We start from the raw sequence: 16041 nt of genomic DNA on the forward strand, positions 1-16041 counted from the left end.
TGGTAAACCCGATCAACGCGGTTTGGCGAGGGGGAACGGCAGCGTCTCGCGGATGCTGCGCCCGGTGATCAGCATGACCACGCGGTCCACGCCCATGCCGAGCCCGCCGGTCGGCGGCATCGCATACTCCATGGCCTGCAGAAAGTCCTCGTCGAGTTCCATGGCCTCCGGGTCGCCACCCGCGGCAAGCAACGACTGTTCCTGCAGCCGGCGGCGCTGTTCGACCGGGTCGGTCAGCTCGCTGTATGCGGTGCCCAATTCGACACCCCAGGCCACCAGATCCCAGCGCTCGGCCACGCCGGGGATGCTGCGATGCGGTCGGGTCAGTGGCGAAACCGACGTCGGGAAGTCCTTGTAGAACGTGGGTTCGGTGGTGCTGTCCTCGACGAGGTGCTCGTACATCTCGAGTACCACGGCCCCGGCGTCCCAGTGCGTCAAGTAGGGAATGCCCGCCGAATCGCAGAGCCGGCGCAGGGTTTCCACATCGGATTCGGCCGTGACGGGTTCCCCGAGCGCCTCCGACACCGCATCGTGCACGGTCTTGACCGTCCACTCGCCTGAGATGTCAACGGGTTCCAGCACCCCATCCTCTCGGGGCCGCAGGAAGACGGGTTCGCCGTTGGCGGCCCGTGCCGCGTTCTGGATGAGTTCTCGGCAGCCGTCGATCCAGACGTTGTAGTCAGCGTGTGCCTGATAGGCCTCTAGCAACGTGAATTCCGGGTTGTGGCTGAAATCCACGCCCTCGTTGCGGAATGCCCGGCCAAGTTCGAAAACCCGCTCGACACCGCCCACGCAAAGGCGCTTGAGGTAGAGCTCCGGCGCGATCCGCAGATACAGGTCCAGGTCGTAGGCATTGATATGGGTCAGGAAGGGCCTGGCGTTGGCGCCGCCGTGGATCTGTTGCAGGATCGGCGTCTCCACTTCGAGAAAACCTTTGGCGTACAAGGTTTCCCGGATGGCATGCAGGGCGCCGCTACGAGCCCGGATCAGATCGCGCGCCTCGGTGTTGACGGCAAGGTCCACGTAACGGGCACGTACCCGGGCCTCCTGATCGCTCAGGCCCTTCCACTTGTCGGGCAGCGGGCGCAGGCATTTGCCGATCAGCCGCCAACTTTCGACAAGCAGCGAGCGGGTACCGTTGCGGCTCAAGCCCATCGATCCGGTCACCTCGACCAGGTCGCCGAGGTCGATCGTGGCGTTGAAGGCCGCCGCACTGTCCTGGGCCAGGTGTGAGTTGTCGAGCAACAGTTGCACCTCGCCGGACCAGTCGCGCAATTGGGCGAACAGCACGCCGCCGTAGTCACGGATCCGCAGCACCCGGCCCGCCGCCGTCAGCGTCTGTCCGTCCTCGGTCTCCAGCGCCGCCGCGATGGTGTGGCTGGGGGCCTGGCCGACGGGGTAGGCGTCAACTCCGCTGTCCTGCAGCGCCCTTAGCTTTGCCATCCGAACCCGCACCTGCTCCGGCAGCCGCGGGAGATCGTTGTCCTGCGGCAGATCCGCCTGTAGTCCGGCCATGTCCGGTGCGGTGCCATCGTGGTGCAGCCGCCCGGAACCGACCAGGTCCGCGGGCGCCGCGACACGGTCGCCGGTGTGTTGCTTGTTGCGCCGCGAGAACGGCAGCACCAGAAAGCCCTCGGCGATAACCGACGCGATACCGACCCGCGGGACCAGGCGGGCGTCCTCGTAACAGGCGTACCGCGGCACCCACTCGGGCTGATACTTCATGTTCGACCGGTACAGGGTCTCCAGTTGCCACCAACGGGAGAAGAACACCAGGAGCGCACGCCACAGCCGTGCCACCGGCCCGGCACCCAGCTGCGCGCCCTGCTCGAACGCGGACCGGAACATCGCGAAGTTCAGTGAAATCCTGCTGATCCCAATGTCTTCGGACTGCATGCAGAGTTCACTGACCATCAGTTCGATGGTGCCGTTGGGTGATTCGGGTGAGCGGCGCATCACATCGAGTGAGACGCCGTTGGCGCCCCACGGCACCAGAGAGAGCATCGCCACCACGGTTTCCCGTTGCAGCGCTTCCACCAGGAGGCAGTCGCCATCTGCCGGGTCGCCGAGCCGGCCCAGTGCCATCGAGAAGCCGCGCTCGGTTTCGGTGTCCCGCCAGGCGTCGGCGCGTTTGATCACGTCGGCCATTTCGGCTTCGGACAGCTCGCGGTGGCGTCGCAGCCGGACCGATGTCCCGGCCCGGCGCGCCCGGGTGACCGCCTGGCGCACCGCGCGCATGTCGGGTCCGGACAGCCTGAAGCTCTCCGGATGCAGGATGGCTTCGTCGCCGAGTTGCAGTGCGTTCAGGCCGGCGACGCGGAATGCTTCGGCCCCTGCGGAACTCGCGCCCATCACGCCCGGCGCCCAACCGTAGGTCTGGCACAACCCCAGCCAGGCATCGATGGCCTGCGGCCACGACTTCGGGTCGCCGAGCGGATCACCGCTGGCCAGGCATACGCCGATCTCGACGCGGTAGGTGATCGCAGCTCGGCCGTTGGCGGCGAACACCACCGACTTGTCGCGACGGGTGGAGAAGTACCCCAGCGAATCGTTCTTCCCGTACAGCTCCAGCAGGCCCCGGATCGCCGATTCATCCTCGCCGGTCAGCGCGTTGGCGGCACGCTGCGACTGGAACAGGACGATGGCCGCCGCGATCAGCGCCAGGGCGCCGAACAGGCCGAAGATGGCGTTCAGGAACGGGTGTGAGTAGCCGTCGAAGACCTCCGATGGCAGGGTGGCGAAGCCGCTGACCCGGTTGACCGCATACGGAAGGCGCCACTGCGGCGCCAGTGTTCCGGGAAAGAGTTCCAGTAGCACCCAGGCCGCCAGGATGCCGATCGCCATCCCGGCGACCAACACCAAAGCCGATTTGAACAGGGCCCCGCGTCGGACCTTGGCCCAGAACTGGTTGCGGGCCAACACCAGGAACACGATTGCGGCGACGTGGAATACCAGCCCGATTATCTCGCCGACATCATCGGCAGGGGAGTCGCCGCCTGCCACCAGCCCGCCGACGTTCCAGCCGACGGCCCCGACCATGTAGAACACCAGAACCCACCACGCGATGCGCTTGCGCGCTGCCAGCGCTCCCGCCAGTAATGCCAGCACGAAGGCCCACGCGAAGCTCGTGTCCGGGAAGTTGAAGATGTAGTCGTTGACGAATTCCCGCGGCACCCTGATGATCCAGCGGACTGTCTGCGAGACGCTGGCGACCAGCGACAGGGTGGCGAACACGCCGACGGTCCAGCCCGCCGCCACCGGCACCCACGCGTATCGGCCGTCTGGTCGGGCCCCGGTGCGGATGGTGCGGCTGGTAACGGTCATACGCCGGGAGGATAGGCGCTCAGGCTGCGAAACGGGCGGAGCTCACGTGAGGCGGCGGTGATCGGTCACCAGACCGGGCCGGTGTACTTCTCGCCCGGGCCTTTGCCCGGCTCGTCGGGGACCGCACTGGCTTCGCGGAACGCGAGCTGCAGGCTCTTGAGGCCGTCGCGCACCGGGCCGGCATGCAGACCGAGGTATTCCGCGGAGGCCGTCACCAGACCGGCCAGTGCGGTGATCAACCGCCGCGCTTCGTCCAGATCGCGATGGGGGCTATCGTCGGGGTCGTCGGACGACAACCCGATCTTTTCGGCCGCGGCGCTCATCAACATCACCGCCGCCCGGGTGATCACCTCAACCGCGGGAATCTCGGCCAGCTCGCGCACCGGCGGCTGACCTGCATCGAGCGGTTCGCTGGGATCCGTCATGCCTGCTAGACTGTCATGCGCGACCGTCCCGGCGTACGTCAGGGACAGCAAGTGGAGTCCCACTCCCACCGTTGACCACACCGGTTCAACGGTCCGGTCACCCGCATCACGGATGCGGGTTCTACGCCTCAGCATGAGGCGTGGGCGGCATGAGCCGTGATCGGTCGGCATTGGGCCCTGCTCTGAGCAGGGCTTTTCTGTTCTACGGGCAGAATGCTGATGAACCTGGGCCTCCTCGACAGACCAACATAGGAGGCCCCATCAGCACTGAGACCCGCATCAACGAGCGCATCCGCGTACCTGAAGTCCGCCTTATCGGACCCAATGGCGAGCAGGTAGGCATTGTTCGCATCGAAGATGCTCTCCGCGTCGCCGCGGATGCCGATCTCGACCTCGTCGAAGTTGCACCTGCCGCCAAGCCCCCGGTGTGCAAGATCATGGACTACGGCAAGTTCAAGTACGAGACGGCACTCAAGGAGCGCGAGTCTCGCAAGAACCAGCAGCAGACCGTCGTCAAGGAGCAGAAGCTCCGGCCGAAGATCGACGATCACGACTACGAGACGAAGAAGGGCCATGTGGTCCGCTTCCTCGAAGCCGGGTCCAAGGTCAAGGTGACGATCATGTTCCGCGGCCGCGAGCAGTCCCGGCCCGAGCTGGGCTACCGACTCTTGCAGCGCCTGGGCGCCGACGTGGCCGACTACGGCTTCGTCGAGACGTCAGCAAAGCAGGACGGCCGCAACATGACGATGGTGCTGGCCCCGCACCGCGGTGCGAAGACTCGCGCCAAGGCGGCGGAGCAGGCCGAGCGCCCGGGTGGGCAGCAGGCCGCACCTGCAGAACCAGACGCCACGTAGAACTAGTTTCAAAGACAGAACTGAGGATTCATGCCCAAGGCAAAGACCCACAGCGGTGCCTCCAAGCGGTTCCGCCGCACCGGCACCGGCAAGATCGTGCGGCAGAAGGCCAACCGTCGCCACCTGCTGGAGCACAAGCCCAGCAAGCGCACGCGTCGCCTCGACGGCCGCACCGTGGTGGCGGCCAACGACACGAGCCGCATCAAGAAGCTGCTCAACGGCTGAGTACAGCCCGCTATCCGAACCCGAACGAGAATAGGAACACCCCATGGCACGCGTGAAGCGCGCAGTCAACGCACAAAAGAAGCGGCGCACAGTACTCAAGGCCTCCAAGGGCTACCGCGGTCAGCGGTCGCGGCTGTACCGCAAGGCCAAAGAGCAGCAGCTGCATTCGCTGGGCTACGCATACCGGGACCGTCGTGCCCGTAAGGGCGAATTCCGCAAGCTGTGGATCTCCCGGATCAACGCTGCGGCCCGCGCCAACGACATCACCTACAACCGCCTGATCCAGGGCCTCAAGGCCGCCGGGGTCGAGGTTGACCGCAAGAACCTCGCCGAGATCGCCGTGAGCGACCCGGCTGCGTTCACCGCGCTGGCGGAGGTGGCCAAGGCCGCACTGCCGGAGGACGTCAATGCGCCCGCCGGAGAGGCCGCCTGACCCTCACCGAGCGTTCTGCCCGGGTGGTGGCTGCAGCAAAATTGCACCGCCACGTCGGGCGTCGCCGCGCCGCACGCTTCCTTGCCGAGGGACCAAACCTTGTCGAGGCAGCGCTGCGGCGCGGTCTTGTTTCGGAGGTGTTCGCCACCGAAGCCGCACTCGAGCGGTTCGGTCCGATGCTGGGTGGTGCCCCGGTGCAGCTGGTCACCGAGCGGGCGGCAAAAGCATTGTCGGACACGGTGACACCGGTCGGTTTGATCGCGGTCTGCCGATTGCCGGAGTTGTCCCTGGATGACGTGCTGGACGGGCCCGCCCGGCTGGTTGCCGTCGCGGTGCAGATATCGGAACCGGGAAATGCCGGCACCCTGATCCGGGTTGCCGACGCGATGGGCGCTGCCGCCGTGGTGCTGGCAGGCAACAGCGTCGACCCGTACAACAGCAAGTGCCTGCGGGCCTCGGCGGGCAGCATCTTCTCGGTCCCGGTGATCAGTGAGCACGACGAGGCCGGTGCGGTGCAACGGTTACGCGACGCGGGGCTTCAGGTGCTGGCCACCACGGTCGACGGTGAAGTCGGTCTCGATGACGCAGACCTGGCTCCGCCCACGGCGTGGCTGTTCGGGCCCGAAGCTCACGGTCTGCCTGCCGGGATGGCTGAGATGGCCGACCACCGCGTACACATCCCGATGCCGGGCAATGCCGAAAGCCTCAACATCGCCTCGGCAGCGTCGATCTGCCTGTACCAGAGCGCCCGGGCCCACCGCAGTGTTAGTGATTGACCATGTGCCAATACTGCGGATGCCGGGACATGCCTCTGATTCGCGACTACATCGCCGAGCACGAGCGCGCACTCAACCACGGCGGCGAGGCGGTCCGGGCACTCGACCGGGGTGAGATCGACACGGCCCGTTCGCGGCTGGCCGCGATGTTCGACGAATTGCGCTCCCATTGGCAGGGCGAGGAGAACGGCCTGTTCGCCGTGATGCACCGCGAAGAGCTCTACGCGCAGCACATCGATCCGCTGGTGACCGAACACCGGGAGCTGGCGGCCTTTCTGGAGACCGTCGACCTGTCCGACCCGGCCGACCAGGAGCGCGTGCGCAAGGCCGTCGAAGAGCTCTACGAGCACATCGCCAAAGAAGAAGACGGGTTGTTTCCCGCCTCGCTCACCGCGCTCGACGGTGCCGACTGGGATGCCGCGATGGCCGGATGGCAAGAAGCGCACCCGGGCCGGCACATGATCGAGAGCTAGCTGAGGAGACCCCGTGCCACGTGGGTGATCTGAACCTCGTTGCTGCCGGCGTAGATCATCAGTGACTTCGCGTCGCGGGCGAGCTGCTCCACCCGGTACTCGGTCATGTACCCGTTGCCGCCGAACAACTGCACCGCGTCCATCGCGACGTCGGTGGCCGCCTGCGAGCAATACCACTTGATCGCCGACGCCTCCGGCAGGGAAATCGCCGTTCCCGTCTGTGCCGCCTCGATGACGCGGAACAGCATGTTGCGCACGTTCATTCGAGCGACTTCCATGTTGGCCAGCTTGAGCTGAATCAGCTGGAACTGTCCGATCTCCTGGCCCCACAGGGTGCGGCTCTTGGCGTAGTCCACGCTCAGGCGCAGGCATTCCTCGATGACACCGAGCGCCATGGCCGCGACCCCGATGCGTTCGGCGGAGAAGTTCGACCGTGCGCTCTCCCGGCCGTCGCCTGATTCATTCTGCTCGGTTTCGCCGAGCAACCGGTCACGCCCCAACCGCACATTGTTGAAGAACAGCTCGCCGGTGCGCGACGAGTGAATACCCATCTTGCGGAACGGCTTCGACTGCACGAAGCCCTCCATGCCGCGGTCGAGGACGAAGGTCAGGACTTTGCGGTCCCGTTTTTCGGTGCCGTCACCCTCATCCAACTTGGCGTACACGACAACCACGTCGGCATCCGGACCGTTGGTGATGAACGTCTTCTGCCCGTTGAGGATGTACTCGTCACCGTCTCGGACCACATACGACTTCATGCCACCGAACGCGTCGGAGCCGGAGTCGGGTTCGGTGATCGCCCAGGCGCCGATCTTCTCGTAGGTCACCAGCCCTGGCAGCCAACGTTCCTGCTGCGCGAGGGTGCCGCGGCTCTGAATCGTGGGCACCGTCAGACCCAGGCTCACGCCCATCCCGGTCACGAGGCCCATCGACACCCGGCACAGCTCGCTGACCACGACGAAACCCATCCCGGCCGAGGCACCGCCCCCGCCGAACATTCCGCCCGAGCCGGAGCCCGACGACTTGTCGTCACCGCTGCGCAGGCGCGCAAGCCGCTTGTCGAGCGACTCCTTGGCCATCGCGTCGATTCCGAACGCCGCGAACAACTTCCGAACGAGGGGATACGGCTCCATCTCGCCGCTTTCCAGCTCGTCGAGATGTGGCCGGATTTCCTTGTCCACGAACTCCCGTACGGCGTCGCGCACGGCCAAATCGACGTCAGACCAATCAAGCATCCCGCCAGCTTAAGCCGCGGGCCGCGGCGCGGGCCGTCTGGCAGGGCGCAGTGCCGGCAGTGAGAACGTGGTGTGCACCAGCGACCCTGCCCGGTCGAGCAGTGTCTTGCGGCGGGGTACGTAGTGCATGGGCAGTTCCCGCCGATCGCGTGGGGGAGCCATGAAGCCGGGTGCCTCCACCAGCGGCGCGTCGGCGGGTAGCCGGCCCGCCGCCCGCCGATAGGCCGACAGTGCCCGCGGGTGCAACCTGATCTCGTCGGGCACCGCGACGAACGCCAACTCGACCATCTTGCCGAAGATCCGCAGCAGCACCTCGTCGCCGGGCGTCCAGCGCATACCGGCCTTCTCCCGCACCGCCGGGTCGAACAGGCCGGCGGCGATCCAGCGCTGCGCCCCGACCAGCGGCTTGAACAGCTGATCCCAGATCGGCGTCGGCATCAGGACGAACCATGGCTTGGGAATCCGGATGCTGAAGATGTCGAGCGTGGCGCGGTTGATCTCGAGCTCGTCGCGGCACTTGGCCTCCCAGTACTCCTGAAAGTCCTCCCAGGTCTTGGGCACCGGCCGCATGCTCATGCCGTACATGCGGTACCACTGCACGTGCTCGTCGAAAAGCTGGCGTTTCTCGGCTTCGGTGAGTCCGCCGCAGAAGTACTCGGCGGTCTTGATGATGAGCATGAAGAACGTCGCGTGCGCCCAGTAGAACGTGTCCGGGTTCAGCGCGTGGTAGCGCCGGCCATTGGCATCGACGCCCTTGATCGTGGTGTGAAAGCCCTTGATCTGGGTGCCGGTTTGCGCGGCGCGCTCACCGTCGTAGACCACACCCATGATCGGGTACACCGAACGCGCCACCCGCTGCAACGGTTCGCGCAGGAGGATCGAGTGCTCCTCGACGCCGGCGCCCAGCTCGGGATACATGTTCTGGATGGCGCCGATCCACACGCCAAGCATCCCGGTGCGAAGGTCACCGAAGTATTTCCAGGTCAGCGAGTCCGGGCCCAACGGGTCCTGCTGGCATTCGGTCGTGGCTTTCGTGGTCATCGTGTCCTCATTGACTCGGAATGACGCATACCTCACGTATGAGGCTCACGATAGTGATGACAACATGCGTTGTCTATGACCTCGCGGCGCGTCGCGGCGCAGCGTTATGACCTGGCAATCGGGCCGCCGCAGGCCCGTGACCAGCAGCCCTGTCCGGCCGCTCGGCGGTGTGAGCAAACCTGCATCCGGAGTGATTGCCGGTCCGTCTCGGCGCCACTTACGCTTGCGCTGTGAATGGCGAATCGTTCGACGAACGATCCGGCCTTATCGGGGAGATTGAAGAGGCGCCGCAGGGGCGTCCGGTGCAGCCGTATGAGCTGCCAGGGCCGTTGGGCTGGCTGCAGCGCACCAATCACAGCCCCGCGGTGATCGCACTGGTCCGGCGCGTCCGCCGCACCTTGCCCGGTGACCCGGATTTCGGTGACCCGCTGTCGGCGGCCGGCGACGGTGGGCCACGCGCCGCCGCACGCGTCGCCGACCGGTTGCTGGACCGCGACGCGGCATCCCGGGAGGTGAGCCTCGGCGCGCTGCAGGTGTGGCAGGCGTTGACCGAACGGGTTTCCGGGTCCCCGGCGAATCCCGAGGTGACGTTGGTTTTCACCGATCTCGTCGGGTTCTCGGCATGGTCGCTGCGGGCCGGCGACGAGTCCACCCTGCGGTTGCTGCGCCGGGTATCCCAGGTGGTCGAGCCGCCGGTGCTGGAGGCCGGGGGTCACATCGTCAAACGCATGGGTGACGGGATGATGGCAGTGTTCTCCGACCCGGCAACCGCCCTGCGGGCGGTGCTCGCCGCCTTGGACGCCGTCAGCGCGGTCGACGTGGACGGCTACACACCCCGTATGCGCGTCGGCATGCATACCGGTCGCCCACAGCGGATCGGGTCGGACTGGCTGGGGGTGGACGTGAACATCACCGCCCGGGTGATGGAATGTGCCGCAAAGGGCGGGCTGATGATGTCGCACACCACGTTGGACGGCCTCGCCGACGACGATTTGGCGGCTCTCGGTGTGACCGTCAAACGACAACGGCGGCAGCTGTTCTCGACCAAACCCGACGGCGTTCCGGATGATCTGGTGATGTACCGGGCGAGGATTCCCCGGCAGTTGCCGGCTGGTGGTCCCGCGGATCGCGCGTAACGGGTGCGGTGCGTACGCGGCAAACGCGTTCGTGGCCTCATCAGCCGATCGCCTATGATCGCCGGGTGGCTCAGCAGCCCAGTGATCTCTCCGAAGAAGCCCTGACCAAAGCCGTCAGTGCAGCCCGGCATGCCTTCGCGTTGGCCGGTGACCTCGACGCGCTCGCACGCGCGAAGACCGAGCACCTCGGCGATCGCGCGCAGATCGCGCTTGCCCGCCAGTCTCTGGCGACGTTGCCCAAGGCCGATCGCGCCGATGCCGGCAAGCGGGTCAACGGCGCGCGGGCAGAGGCGCAGCGGGCCTATGACGACCGGCTGGCCGAGTTGCGTGCCGAGCGTGATGCCGCGGTGTTGGTGGCCGAGCGGATCGACGTCACCCTGCCGTCGACGCGTCAGCCCATCGGTGCCCGGCACCCGATCACGATCCTGGCCGAGAATGTCGCCGACACATTTGTCGCGATGGGCTGGGAGCTGGCCGAGGGACCCGAGGTCGAGACCGAGCAGTTCAACTTCGACGCACTGAACTTCCCGCCGGACCATCCCGCCCGCAGCGAGCAGGACACGTTCCAGATCGCCCCGGACAAATCCCGTCAGGTCCTGCGCACGCACACCTCGCCCGTCCAGATCCGGGCGCTGCTGGAGCGCGAACTTCCCGTCTACATCATCTCGATCGGCCGGACCTTCCGCACCGACGAGCTGGATTCGACCCATACCCCGGTGTTTCATCAGGTAGAGGGACTGGCGGTGGACAAGGGTCTGACCATGGCCCACCTGCGCGGCACGCTGGACGCCTTCGCGCGGGCGCAATTCGGTCCGCAGGGCCGAACTCGGTTCCGGCCGCACTTCTTCCCGTTCACCGAGCCCTCGGCCGAGGTGGACATCTGGTTCCCCAACAAGAAGGGCGGCCCCGGCTGGGTCGAATGGGGTGGCTGCGGCATGGTCAACCCGAACGTGTTGCGGGCCTGCGGTATTGACCCGGAGGTTTACTCCGGATTCGCCTTCGGAATGGGATTGGAGCGAACCCTGCAGTTCCGCAACGGGATTCCCGACATGCGCGACATGGTCGAGGGCGACATCCGGTTCTCACTGCCGTTCGGGGTCGGCGCCTGATGCGGATTCCGTACAGCTGGCTGCGTGAAGTCGTTCAGGCCGGCGCACCCGGATGGGATGTGCCCGCTGCCGAATTGGAGCAGGCGTTCATCAGGATCGGGCACGAGGTCGAGGAGATCATCCCGATCGGCCCGGTGAGCGGCCCCCTGACCGTTGCCCGGGTCGCCGAGATCGAGGAACTCACCGAGTTCAAGAAGCCCATCAGGGCCTGCAAAGTCGATGTCGGCGAAGGCGAGCTACGCGACATCGTCTGTGGCGCAACCAACTTCGCGGTCGACGACCTCGTGGTGGTGGCGCTACCGGGCACGGTGCTACCGGGTGATTTCACGATCGCCTCGCGCAAGACCTACGGTCGGCTCTCCGACGGCATGATCTGTTCGGCGGCCGAGATGAACTTGGGCGTCGACCATTCCGGCATCATGGTGTTGCCGCCGGGCACCGCGGAGCCCGGAACTCCCGCTGCCGAGGTTCTCGGTCTCGACGACGTGGTGTTCCACCTGGCGATCACTCCCGACCGCGGCTACTGCCTGTCGGTGCGCGGCCTGGCCCGTGAACTCGCGTGCGCCTACGACCTGGATTACGTCGACCCGGCGGACGTGGCGCCGCTGCCCGCAGAAGCTGAAGCCTGGCCGCTGACCGTGCAGCCGGGTACCGGTGTGCAGCGGTTCGGCCTGCGCCCGGTCATCGGCATCGATCCCGCCGCGGTGTCGCCGTGGTGGATGCAGCGTCGGCTGTTGCTGAGCGGTATCCGGGCGATATCGCCTGCGGTCGACGTGACCAACTACGTCATGCTCGAGCTCGGTCATCCGATGCACGCCCACGACAGCAGCCTGATCACCGGTGCCTTCGACGTGCGGTTCGCACGCGACGGCGAAACCGTGGTGACGCTCGACGATGTGGAGCGCACGCTGAACCCCGCCGACGTGCTCATCGTGGACGACGTCGCAACCGCCGCGATCGGTGGCGTGATGGGTGCGGGCACCACCGAGGTTCGGGCCGGCACCACCGATGTGCTGTTGGAGGCCGCGGTGTGGGATCCGGCCGCGGTGTCGCGCACCCAGCGTCGCCTGCATCTCGCCAGCGAGGCCGGCCGGCGCTACGAACGTTCCGTCGATCCGTCGATTTCCGTTGCCGCCCTGGACCGTTGCGCAACGCTGTTGGCGGAGATCGCCGGTGGCACCGTTGAACCGAAACTCACCGACTGGCGCGACGGCGACCGCGAGGACTGGTCCCAGCCCGCGATCGAGATTGCGGCCGATCTGCCTGATCGCACCGCCGGCGTCGAGTACTCCGCGGGCACCACAGCCCGCAGGCTCGCCCAGATCGGCGCCGCGGTCAGCGGTTCCGATCCGTTGACCGTCATTCCGCCGAGCTGGCGACCCGACTTGCGTCAGCGTGCCGACCTGGTCGAGGAGGTGCTGCGACTGGAAGGACTGGAGGCCATCCCGTCGGTGCTGCCGACCGCACCGGCCGGACGTGGGCTGACCCCGATCCAGAAGCGCCGCCGGGCCATCGGCAAGTCGCTGGCACTCGCCGGATTCGTGGAGATCCTGCCCACACCGTTCCTGCCGGCCGGGGTCTTCGACGCTTGGGGTCTGAGCGCCGACGACCCCCGCCGCATGACCACCCAGGTGCTCAACCCGCTGGAGGCCGACCGGCCGGAGCTGGCCACCACCCTGCTGCCCGGCCTACTGGAAGCATTGGGGCGCAACGTATCCCGCGGTGCGGCCGATGTGGCGCTGTTCGCCATCGCGCAGGTGGTCGAACGGACCGAGGAAACCAGGCCGGTCGAGCGCATCCCGACGGACCGCCGGCCGACCACCGACGAGATCGCCGGACTCGACGCGTCCCTGCCGCGCCAGCCGCAACACATCGGGGCGGTGCTGACCGGTCTGCGCGAGCCCGCCGGTCCGTGGGGACCGGGGCGTCCGGTGGAGGCCGCCGACGCGTTCGAGGCGGTGCGGGTTATCGGCCGGGCCGCCGGCGTCGAGTTCACCCTGCGTGCCGCGCAGCAGTTGCCGTGGCATCCGGGGCGCTGCGCCGAGGTGCTGGTCGGCGACACGACCGTCGGCTTCGCGGGTCAACTGCATCCGGCGGTCGTCGAACGCAGTGGTCTGCCCAAGGGCAGTTGCGCGGTCGAACTCAATCTCGATGCCGTCCCGATCGTCGAGGTGCTGCCCGCGCCGTCGGTGTCGCCGTTCCCGGCGGTGTTCCAGGACATCAGCATGATCGTCGACGACGATGTCGCGGCGGCGGCGATCGTCGACGCTGTCCGCGATGGCGCAGGCGAACTGCTCGAGGACGTCAGGCTGTTCGACGTGTACACCGGCCCGCAGATCGGGGAGGGGCGCAAGTCGCTGACCCTGGCGTTGCGGTTCCGGGCCGCCGACCGCACGCTGACCGAGGATGAGGCCAGCGCTGCCCGCGACGCCGCGGTGGCGGCCGCGGCCGATCGCGTCGGCGCGGTCCTGCGGGGCTAAGTTCCTTCGCCGAGCAGACAGAGAATCGCATTACCGAGGGCTCCTCAGTGCGATTCTGCGTCTGCTCGGCGCAGTAAGTTGACCCCCTCGCCGCTCAGGTGGGGCAGGGCGGCAGCTTCGCGTCCGGTCGCCAGCATGAGCAGCGCTGACACCGGCCCTTCGATGAGTGGCCCGCTGCCCACGGCCCAGTCGGTGTCGACTGCGCGCAAGCGGTAGGGCGCCAATCGCGTGGCGGCATGGAACGGGAACCGCGGATTCCAGACGCGTTCGATCGCCAGCCGCGCTGCCTCCGTGGGCATTCCGCGTTGCAGTCCGAGCGGCACGGCGATGTCCTGGCCGTGCACGAGCAGATCCATCAGCCGATCCGTCGGAGTCGTGCCGACAGCGGTGGAGCGGGATCCGATCGTGCCGTGTACCTCGCTCAGTAGCTCGAGGTCGCTGCGTGTTTCGGCGTGGCGGATCGCGGTATCGCACACCATCCGATCGATGCTGCCGCGTGCGCGCACCAGACTGACCATGATCCGAACGATGCCGGCCCGGGCGGACAGCACCACGTGGGCCGCGACCTCACGGATCAGCCACTCGTCGCACAGGCTGCCGACCCGCCATTGCTGTGGGGTGAGCTGCGCGAGCAGATCGTGCAGGCCTTGCCGTTCGGCGTCGACAGCTCTCCAGATGTCCTCGGTGTCCATGCGGACCTACGCTAGAAGTTCCACTGGGCTGGAGGTTCAACCGATTGTGACGCCAATCACACCTCATGTGAGGGTCTTGAGCATCGGCGAGCTGTCGCGGCTGACTGGTGTGCCGGTGCGAACCATCCGCTACTACTCCGATGAGGGCATTGTCGAGGCTCGCCGCAGTTCCGGCGGCCACCGCGTGTTCGACGCCACCGTCGTCGAGTCACTGCTTCTTGTCAGGAGGCTGCGCGCACTCGGTCTCGGCCTGCAGTCCATCGCCGATGTTCTGACTGCCCGAGTCTCGATCGGTGAGGCCGTGACCGCCGAACGGGCTGCTGTCGACACCGAACTGGCGACATTGGCATGGCGACGGGCGTCATTGTCGGCGGTCGAGCACGCCGCACCGCACGATCGAGCCGCACGTCTGCAACTGATATCGGCCGTCCAGGACGGTCGGCGCGCACACGACGAGCTCGTCACATTCTGGCGCGGGCTGTTCGCCGGGTCGATCTCCGCGGAGTCGTTCGACGGGTTCGTCGACATGAGCATCCCCGCACCGCCCGCAGACCCGACGCCTGCGCGTGTGGTCGCCTATGCCGAACTGGTTGCCCTTGCCCGGCAGCCGGTATTGCGCACTGCGATGGCGCAGCAGCTCTGGCGGTTCGAGCCGACCGGAATCGCTGACCGCCGTGTACTTGTCGCGGGCGTTGCCGAGGCCTGTGAGATGGCGTTGCCCGATGTGCTCGCTGACCGGCCTCCTTCGCCCGGTCCCGCGGTCGACCGGCTCGTCGACGCCCATGCAAGCGCCCGGCGGGTAACGGCCACGCCGGAGTTTCGGCGAGCCCTAGCCACTACCGGCGCCGATCACGACCCACGCATCCATCATTACTGGAGTCTGGTGGGGGAGATCGCAAGCGAGACGGCAACCATTGGCGCTCTCCAACGTTGGCTGTACGACGGGCTCATTCAGCATTGCTGACCGCTAGCGCACCGGGTTGGTCAATGAGGCCAACTCGTCGCCGAGCCTGCAGGTGATGACGTCGCCCGGTTCGATGCCGACCGCACCCGGCGTTCCGGTGGACAGGATGTCGCCGGGATAGAACGGCATCACCTGACTGTGGAAGCTGAGCAGTTCTGCGGGGGAGAACGTCATCCCCGAAACGGCGTCCTCACGGTGCACTTCGCCGTTGCGGATGGTGGCCACCCGCAGGTCCTCGAGCGGGCCGTGAGCGAGAACTTCGTCGAGCGTGATGATGTCGGGCCCGAACGCGAAGAAGCTCGGGTAATTCTTGACCCGGGTGAGATAGCGCGGGTTCTCGAGCAGGATGCCCTCGGCGGTCTGGTCGAGGATCGGCACCACACCCGCGACGTAGGACATCGCCTCCTCGACGCTGACCTGGTAACAGAGCTTGCCGACCACCAGGCCCAGCTCGGCCTCCGAGGTCACCTTGCCGATGCCCGGCGGCACCACGATGGGTTCTCCGGGGCCGACGATGGTGTGGTCGCCCTTGATGAACGAAGCAGGTGACGTGCGGGGCGCCTGCTCGCCGAGATCGCCTGCGTGCGCGCCGTAGTTCAAACCGATGCCCAGAATCTTGCGCGGGTGCGCCCATGGTGCGAGCACCGGTACGTCGGCCGGCACGCACGCATCGTCGGCGACACCGGACGCGACAGCAGCGGCGAGCTTGTCGAGGCTGTCGGCCTGCAGCAGCGACATCAGGTCGGAGGGCACACCGGGCAGCACCTTGTCGACCCGGGCAAGGCGGCCGTCGGCCAACGAGACGCATGCGATGGGATGGTCGTCGAGCAGAACAGTGCGCAGTCGCACGGGAACTCCTTAGGGGTATGAAAGA

General features: G+C 66.9%; 15 protein-coding genes. 9 read left to right on the forward strand and 6 right to left on the reverse strand.

What is annotated here, in order from left to right:
* Nucleotides 1-12: 12 nt before the first annotated feature.
* Both lysX and ABQF30_RS20525 read right to left on the reverse strand, forming a co-directional pair.
* Nucleotides 13-3324: a bifunctional lysylphosphatidylglycerol synthetase/lysine--tRNA ligase LysX gene (gene lysX, locus ABQF30_RS20520; protein ID WP_448467133.1), complete on the reverse strand. Its 3312-nt coding sequence runs from the start codon at nucleotides 3322-3324 to the stop codon at nucleotides 13-15.
* Between the two features lie 65 nt (nucleotides 3325-3389).
* Nucleotides 3390-3749: a DUF1844 domain-containing protein gene (locus ABQF30_RS20525; RefSeq protein WP_448467135.1), complete on the reverse strand. Its 360-nt coding sequence runs from the start codon at nucleotides 3747-3749 to the stop codon at nucleotides 3390-3392.
* 149 nt (nucleotides 3750-3898) lie between these two features.
* Here ABQF30_RS20525 and infC point away from each other — a divergent pair, with 149 nt between their 5' ends.
* Genes infC through ABQF30_RS20550 form a run of 5 tightly spaced genes read left to right on the forward strand, consistent with a single transcriptional unit; the run spans nucleotide 3899 to nucleotide 6510 of the window.
* Nucleotides 3899-4603: a translation initiation factor IF-3 gene (gene infC, locus ABQF30_RS20530; protein ID WP_448467137.1), complete on the forward strand. Its 705-nt coding sequence runs from the start codon at nucleotides 3899-3901 to the stop codon at nucleotides 4601-4603.
* 30 nt (nucleotides 4604-4633) lie between these two features.
* Nucleotides 4634-4828: a 50S ribosomal protein L35 gene (gene rpmI, locus ABQF30_RS20535; RefSeq protein WP_448467139.1), complete on the forward strand. Its 195-nt coding sequence runs from the start codon at nucleotides 4634-4636 to the stop codon at nucleotides 4826-4828.
* Between the two features lie 43 nt (nucleotides 4829-4871).
* Nucleotides 4872-5261, forward strand: coding sequence for a 50S ribosomal protein L20 (rplT, locus tag ABQF30_RS20540; RefSeq protein WP_448467141.1), 390 nt, complete (start codon nucleotides 4872-4874; stop codon nucleotides 5259-5261).
* A gap of 23 nt (nucleotides 5262-5284) precedes the next feature.
* Nucleotides 5285-6037, forward strand: a complete 753-nt coding sequence (locus ABQF30_RS20545) for a TrmH family RNA methyltransferase (RefSeq protein WP_448467143.1) — start codon at nucleotides 5285-5287, stop codon at nucleotides 6035-6037.
* A 29-nt stretch (nucleotides 6038-6066) separates the two neighbouring features.
* Nucleotides 6067-6510, forward strand: coding sequence for a hemerythrin domain-containing protein (locus tag ABQF30_RS20550; protein ID WP_448467145.1), 444 nt, complete (start codon nucleotides 6067-6069; stop codon nucleotides 6508-6510).
* Here the strand turns inward: ABQF30_RS20550 and ABQF30_RS20555 are convergent.
* On the reverse strand, nucleotides 6507-7745 hold the full coding sequence (locus ABQF30_RS20555; protein ID WP_448467147.1) for an acyl-CoA dehydrogenase family protein: 1239 nt from the start codon (nucleotides 7743-7745) through the stop codon (nucleotides 6507-6509). The genes ABQF30_RS20550 and ABQF30_RS20555 overlap by 4 nt on opposite strands.
* 9 nt (nucleotides 7746-7754) lie before the next feature.
* The gene (locus ABQF30_RS20560) at nucleotides 7755-8786 is read right to left on the reverse strand and encodes an oxygenase MpaB family protein (RefSeq protein ID WP_448467149.1); all 1032 of its coding nucleotides are present in this window, start codon (nucleotides 8784-8786) and stop codon (nucleotides 7755-7757) included.
* Nucleotides 8787-9016: 230 nt separating this feature from the next.
* Here ABQF30_RS20560 and ABQF30_RS20565 point away from each other — a divergent pair, with 230 nt between their 5' ends.
* From ABQF30_RS20565 to pheT, 3 genes are all read left to right on the forward strand, one after another.
* Complete coding sequence (locus ABQF30_RS20565) at nucleotides 9017-9922, forward strand: adenylate/guanylate cyclase domain-containing protein (RefSeq protein ID WP_448467151.1); 906 nt, start codon at nucleotides 9017-9019, stop codon at nucleotides 9920-9922.
* Between the two features lie 65 nt (nucleotides 9923-9987).
* The gene (gene pheS / locus ABQF30_RS20570) at nucleotides 9988-11031 is read left to right on the forward strand and encodes a phenylalanine--tRNA ligase subunit alpha (protein ID WP_448467153.1); all 1044 of its coding nucleotides are present in this window, start codon (nucleotides 9988-9990) and stop codon (nucleotides 11029-11031) included.
* Nucleotides 11031-13511 (forward strand): phenylalanine--tRNA ligase subunit beta, encoded by a 2481-nt coding sequence (gene pheT, locus ABQF30_RS20575; protein ID WP_448467155.1) that lies wholly within the window; start codon nucleotides 11031-11033, stop codon nucleotides 13509-13511. The genes pheS and pheT overlap by 1 nt, the downstream gene beginning before the upstream one ends.
* Nucleotides 13512-13555: 44 nt before the next feature.
* On the opposite strand, the gene ABQF30_RS20580 is transcribed toward pheT, so the two are convergent.
* On the reverse strand, nucleotides 13556-14203 hold the full coding sequence (locus tag ABQF30_RS20580) for a maleylpyruvate isomerase family mycothiol-dependent enzyme (protein ID WP_448467157.1): 648 nt from the start codon (nucleotides 14201-14203) through the stop codon (nucleotides 13556-13558).
* Between the two features lie 76 nt (nucleotides 14204-14279).
* On the opposite strand from ABQF30_RS20580, the gene ABQF30_RS20585 reads away from it, so the two are divergent.
* Entirely contained in the window at nucleotides 14280-15167 is an 888-nt protein-coding gene (locus ABQF30_RS20585; RefSeq protein WP_448467159.1) for a MerR family transcriptional regulator, read from the forward strand.
* Nucleotides 15168-15170: 3 nt separating this feature from the next.
* Here the strand turns inward: ABQF30_RS20585 and ABQF30_RS20590 are convergent, their stop codons facing one another.
* On the reverse strand, nucleotides 15171-16016 hold the full coding sequence (locus ABQF30_RS20590; RefSeq protein ID WP_448467161.1) for a fumarylacetoacetate hydrolase family protein: 846 nt from the start codon (nucleotides 16014-16016) through the stop codon (nucleotides 15171-15173).
* Nucleotides 16017-16041: the final 25 nt, after the last annotated feature.

It is taken from the genome of Mycolicibacterium sp. XJ870, assembly GCF_053483975.1.

What these genes read in the sequence shown, in the direction of transcription:
- lysX (WP_448467133.1), bottom strand. Translation starts at nt 3,324, where the DNA reads ATGACCGTTACCAGCCGCACCATCCGCACCGGGGCCCGACCAGACGGC.
- ABQF30_RS20525 (WP_448467135.1), bottom strand. Translation starts at nt 3,749, where the DNA reads ATGACGGATCCCAGCGAACCGCTCGATGCAGGTCAGCCGCCGGTGCGC.
- infC (WP_448467137.1), top strand. Translation starts at nt 3,899, where the DNA reads ATGAGCCGTGATCGGTCGGCATTGGGCCCTGCTCTGAGCAGGGCTTTT.
- rpmI (WP_448467139.1), top strand. Translation starts at nt 4,634, where the DNA reads ATGCCCAAGGCAAAGACCCACAGCGGTGCCTCCAAGCGGTTCCGCCGC.
- rplT (WP_448467141.1), top strand. Translation starts at nt 4,872, where the DNA reads ATGGCACGCGTGAAGCGCGCAGTCAACGCACAAAAGAAGCGGCGCACA.
- ABQF30_RS20550 (WP_448467145.1), top strand. Translation starts at nt 6,067, where the DNA reads ATGCCTCTGATTCGCGACTACATCGCCGAGCACGAGCGCGCACTCAAC.
- ABQF30_RS20555 (WP_448467147.1), bottom strand. Translation starts at nt 7,745, where the DNA reads ATGCTTGATTGGTCTGACGTCGATTTGGCCGTGCGCGACGCCGTACGG.
- ABQF30_RS20560 (WP_448467149.1), bottom strand. Translation starts at nt 8,786, where the DNA reads ATGACCACGAAAGCCACGACCGAATGCCAGCAGGACCCGTTGGGCCCG.
- pheT (WP_448467155.1), top strand. Translation starts at nt 11,031, where the DNA reads ATGCGGATTCCGTACAGCTGGCTGCGTGAAGTCGTTCAGGCCGGCGCA.
- ABQF30_RS20580 (WP_448467157.1), bottom strand. Translation starts at nt 14,203, where the DNA reads ATGGACACCGAGGACATCTGGAGAGCTGTCGACGCCGAACGGCAAGGC.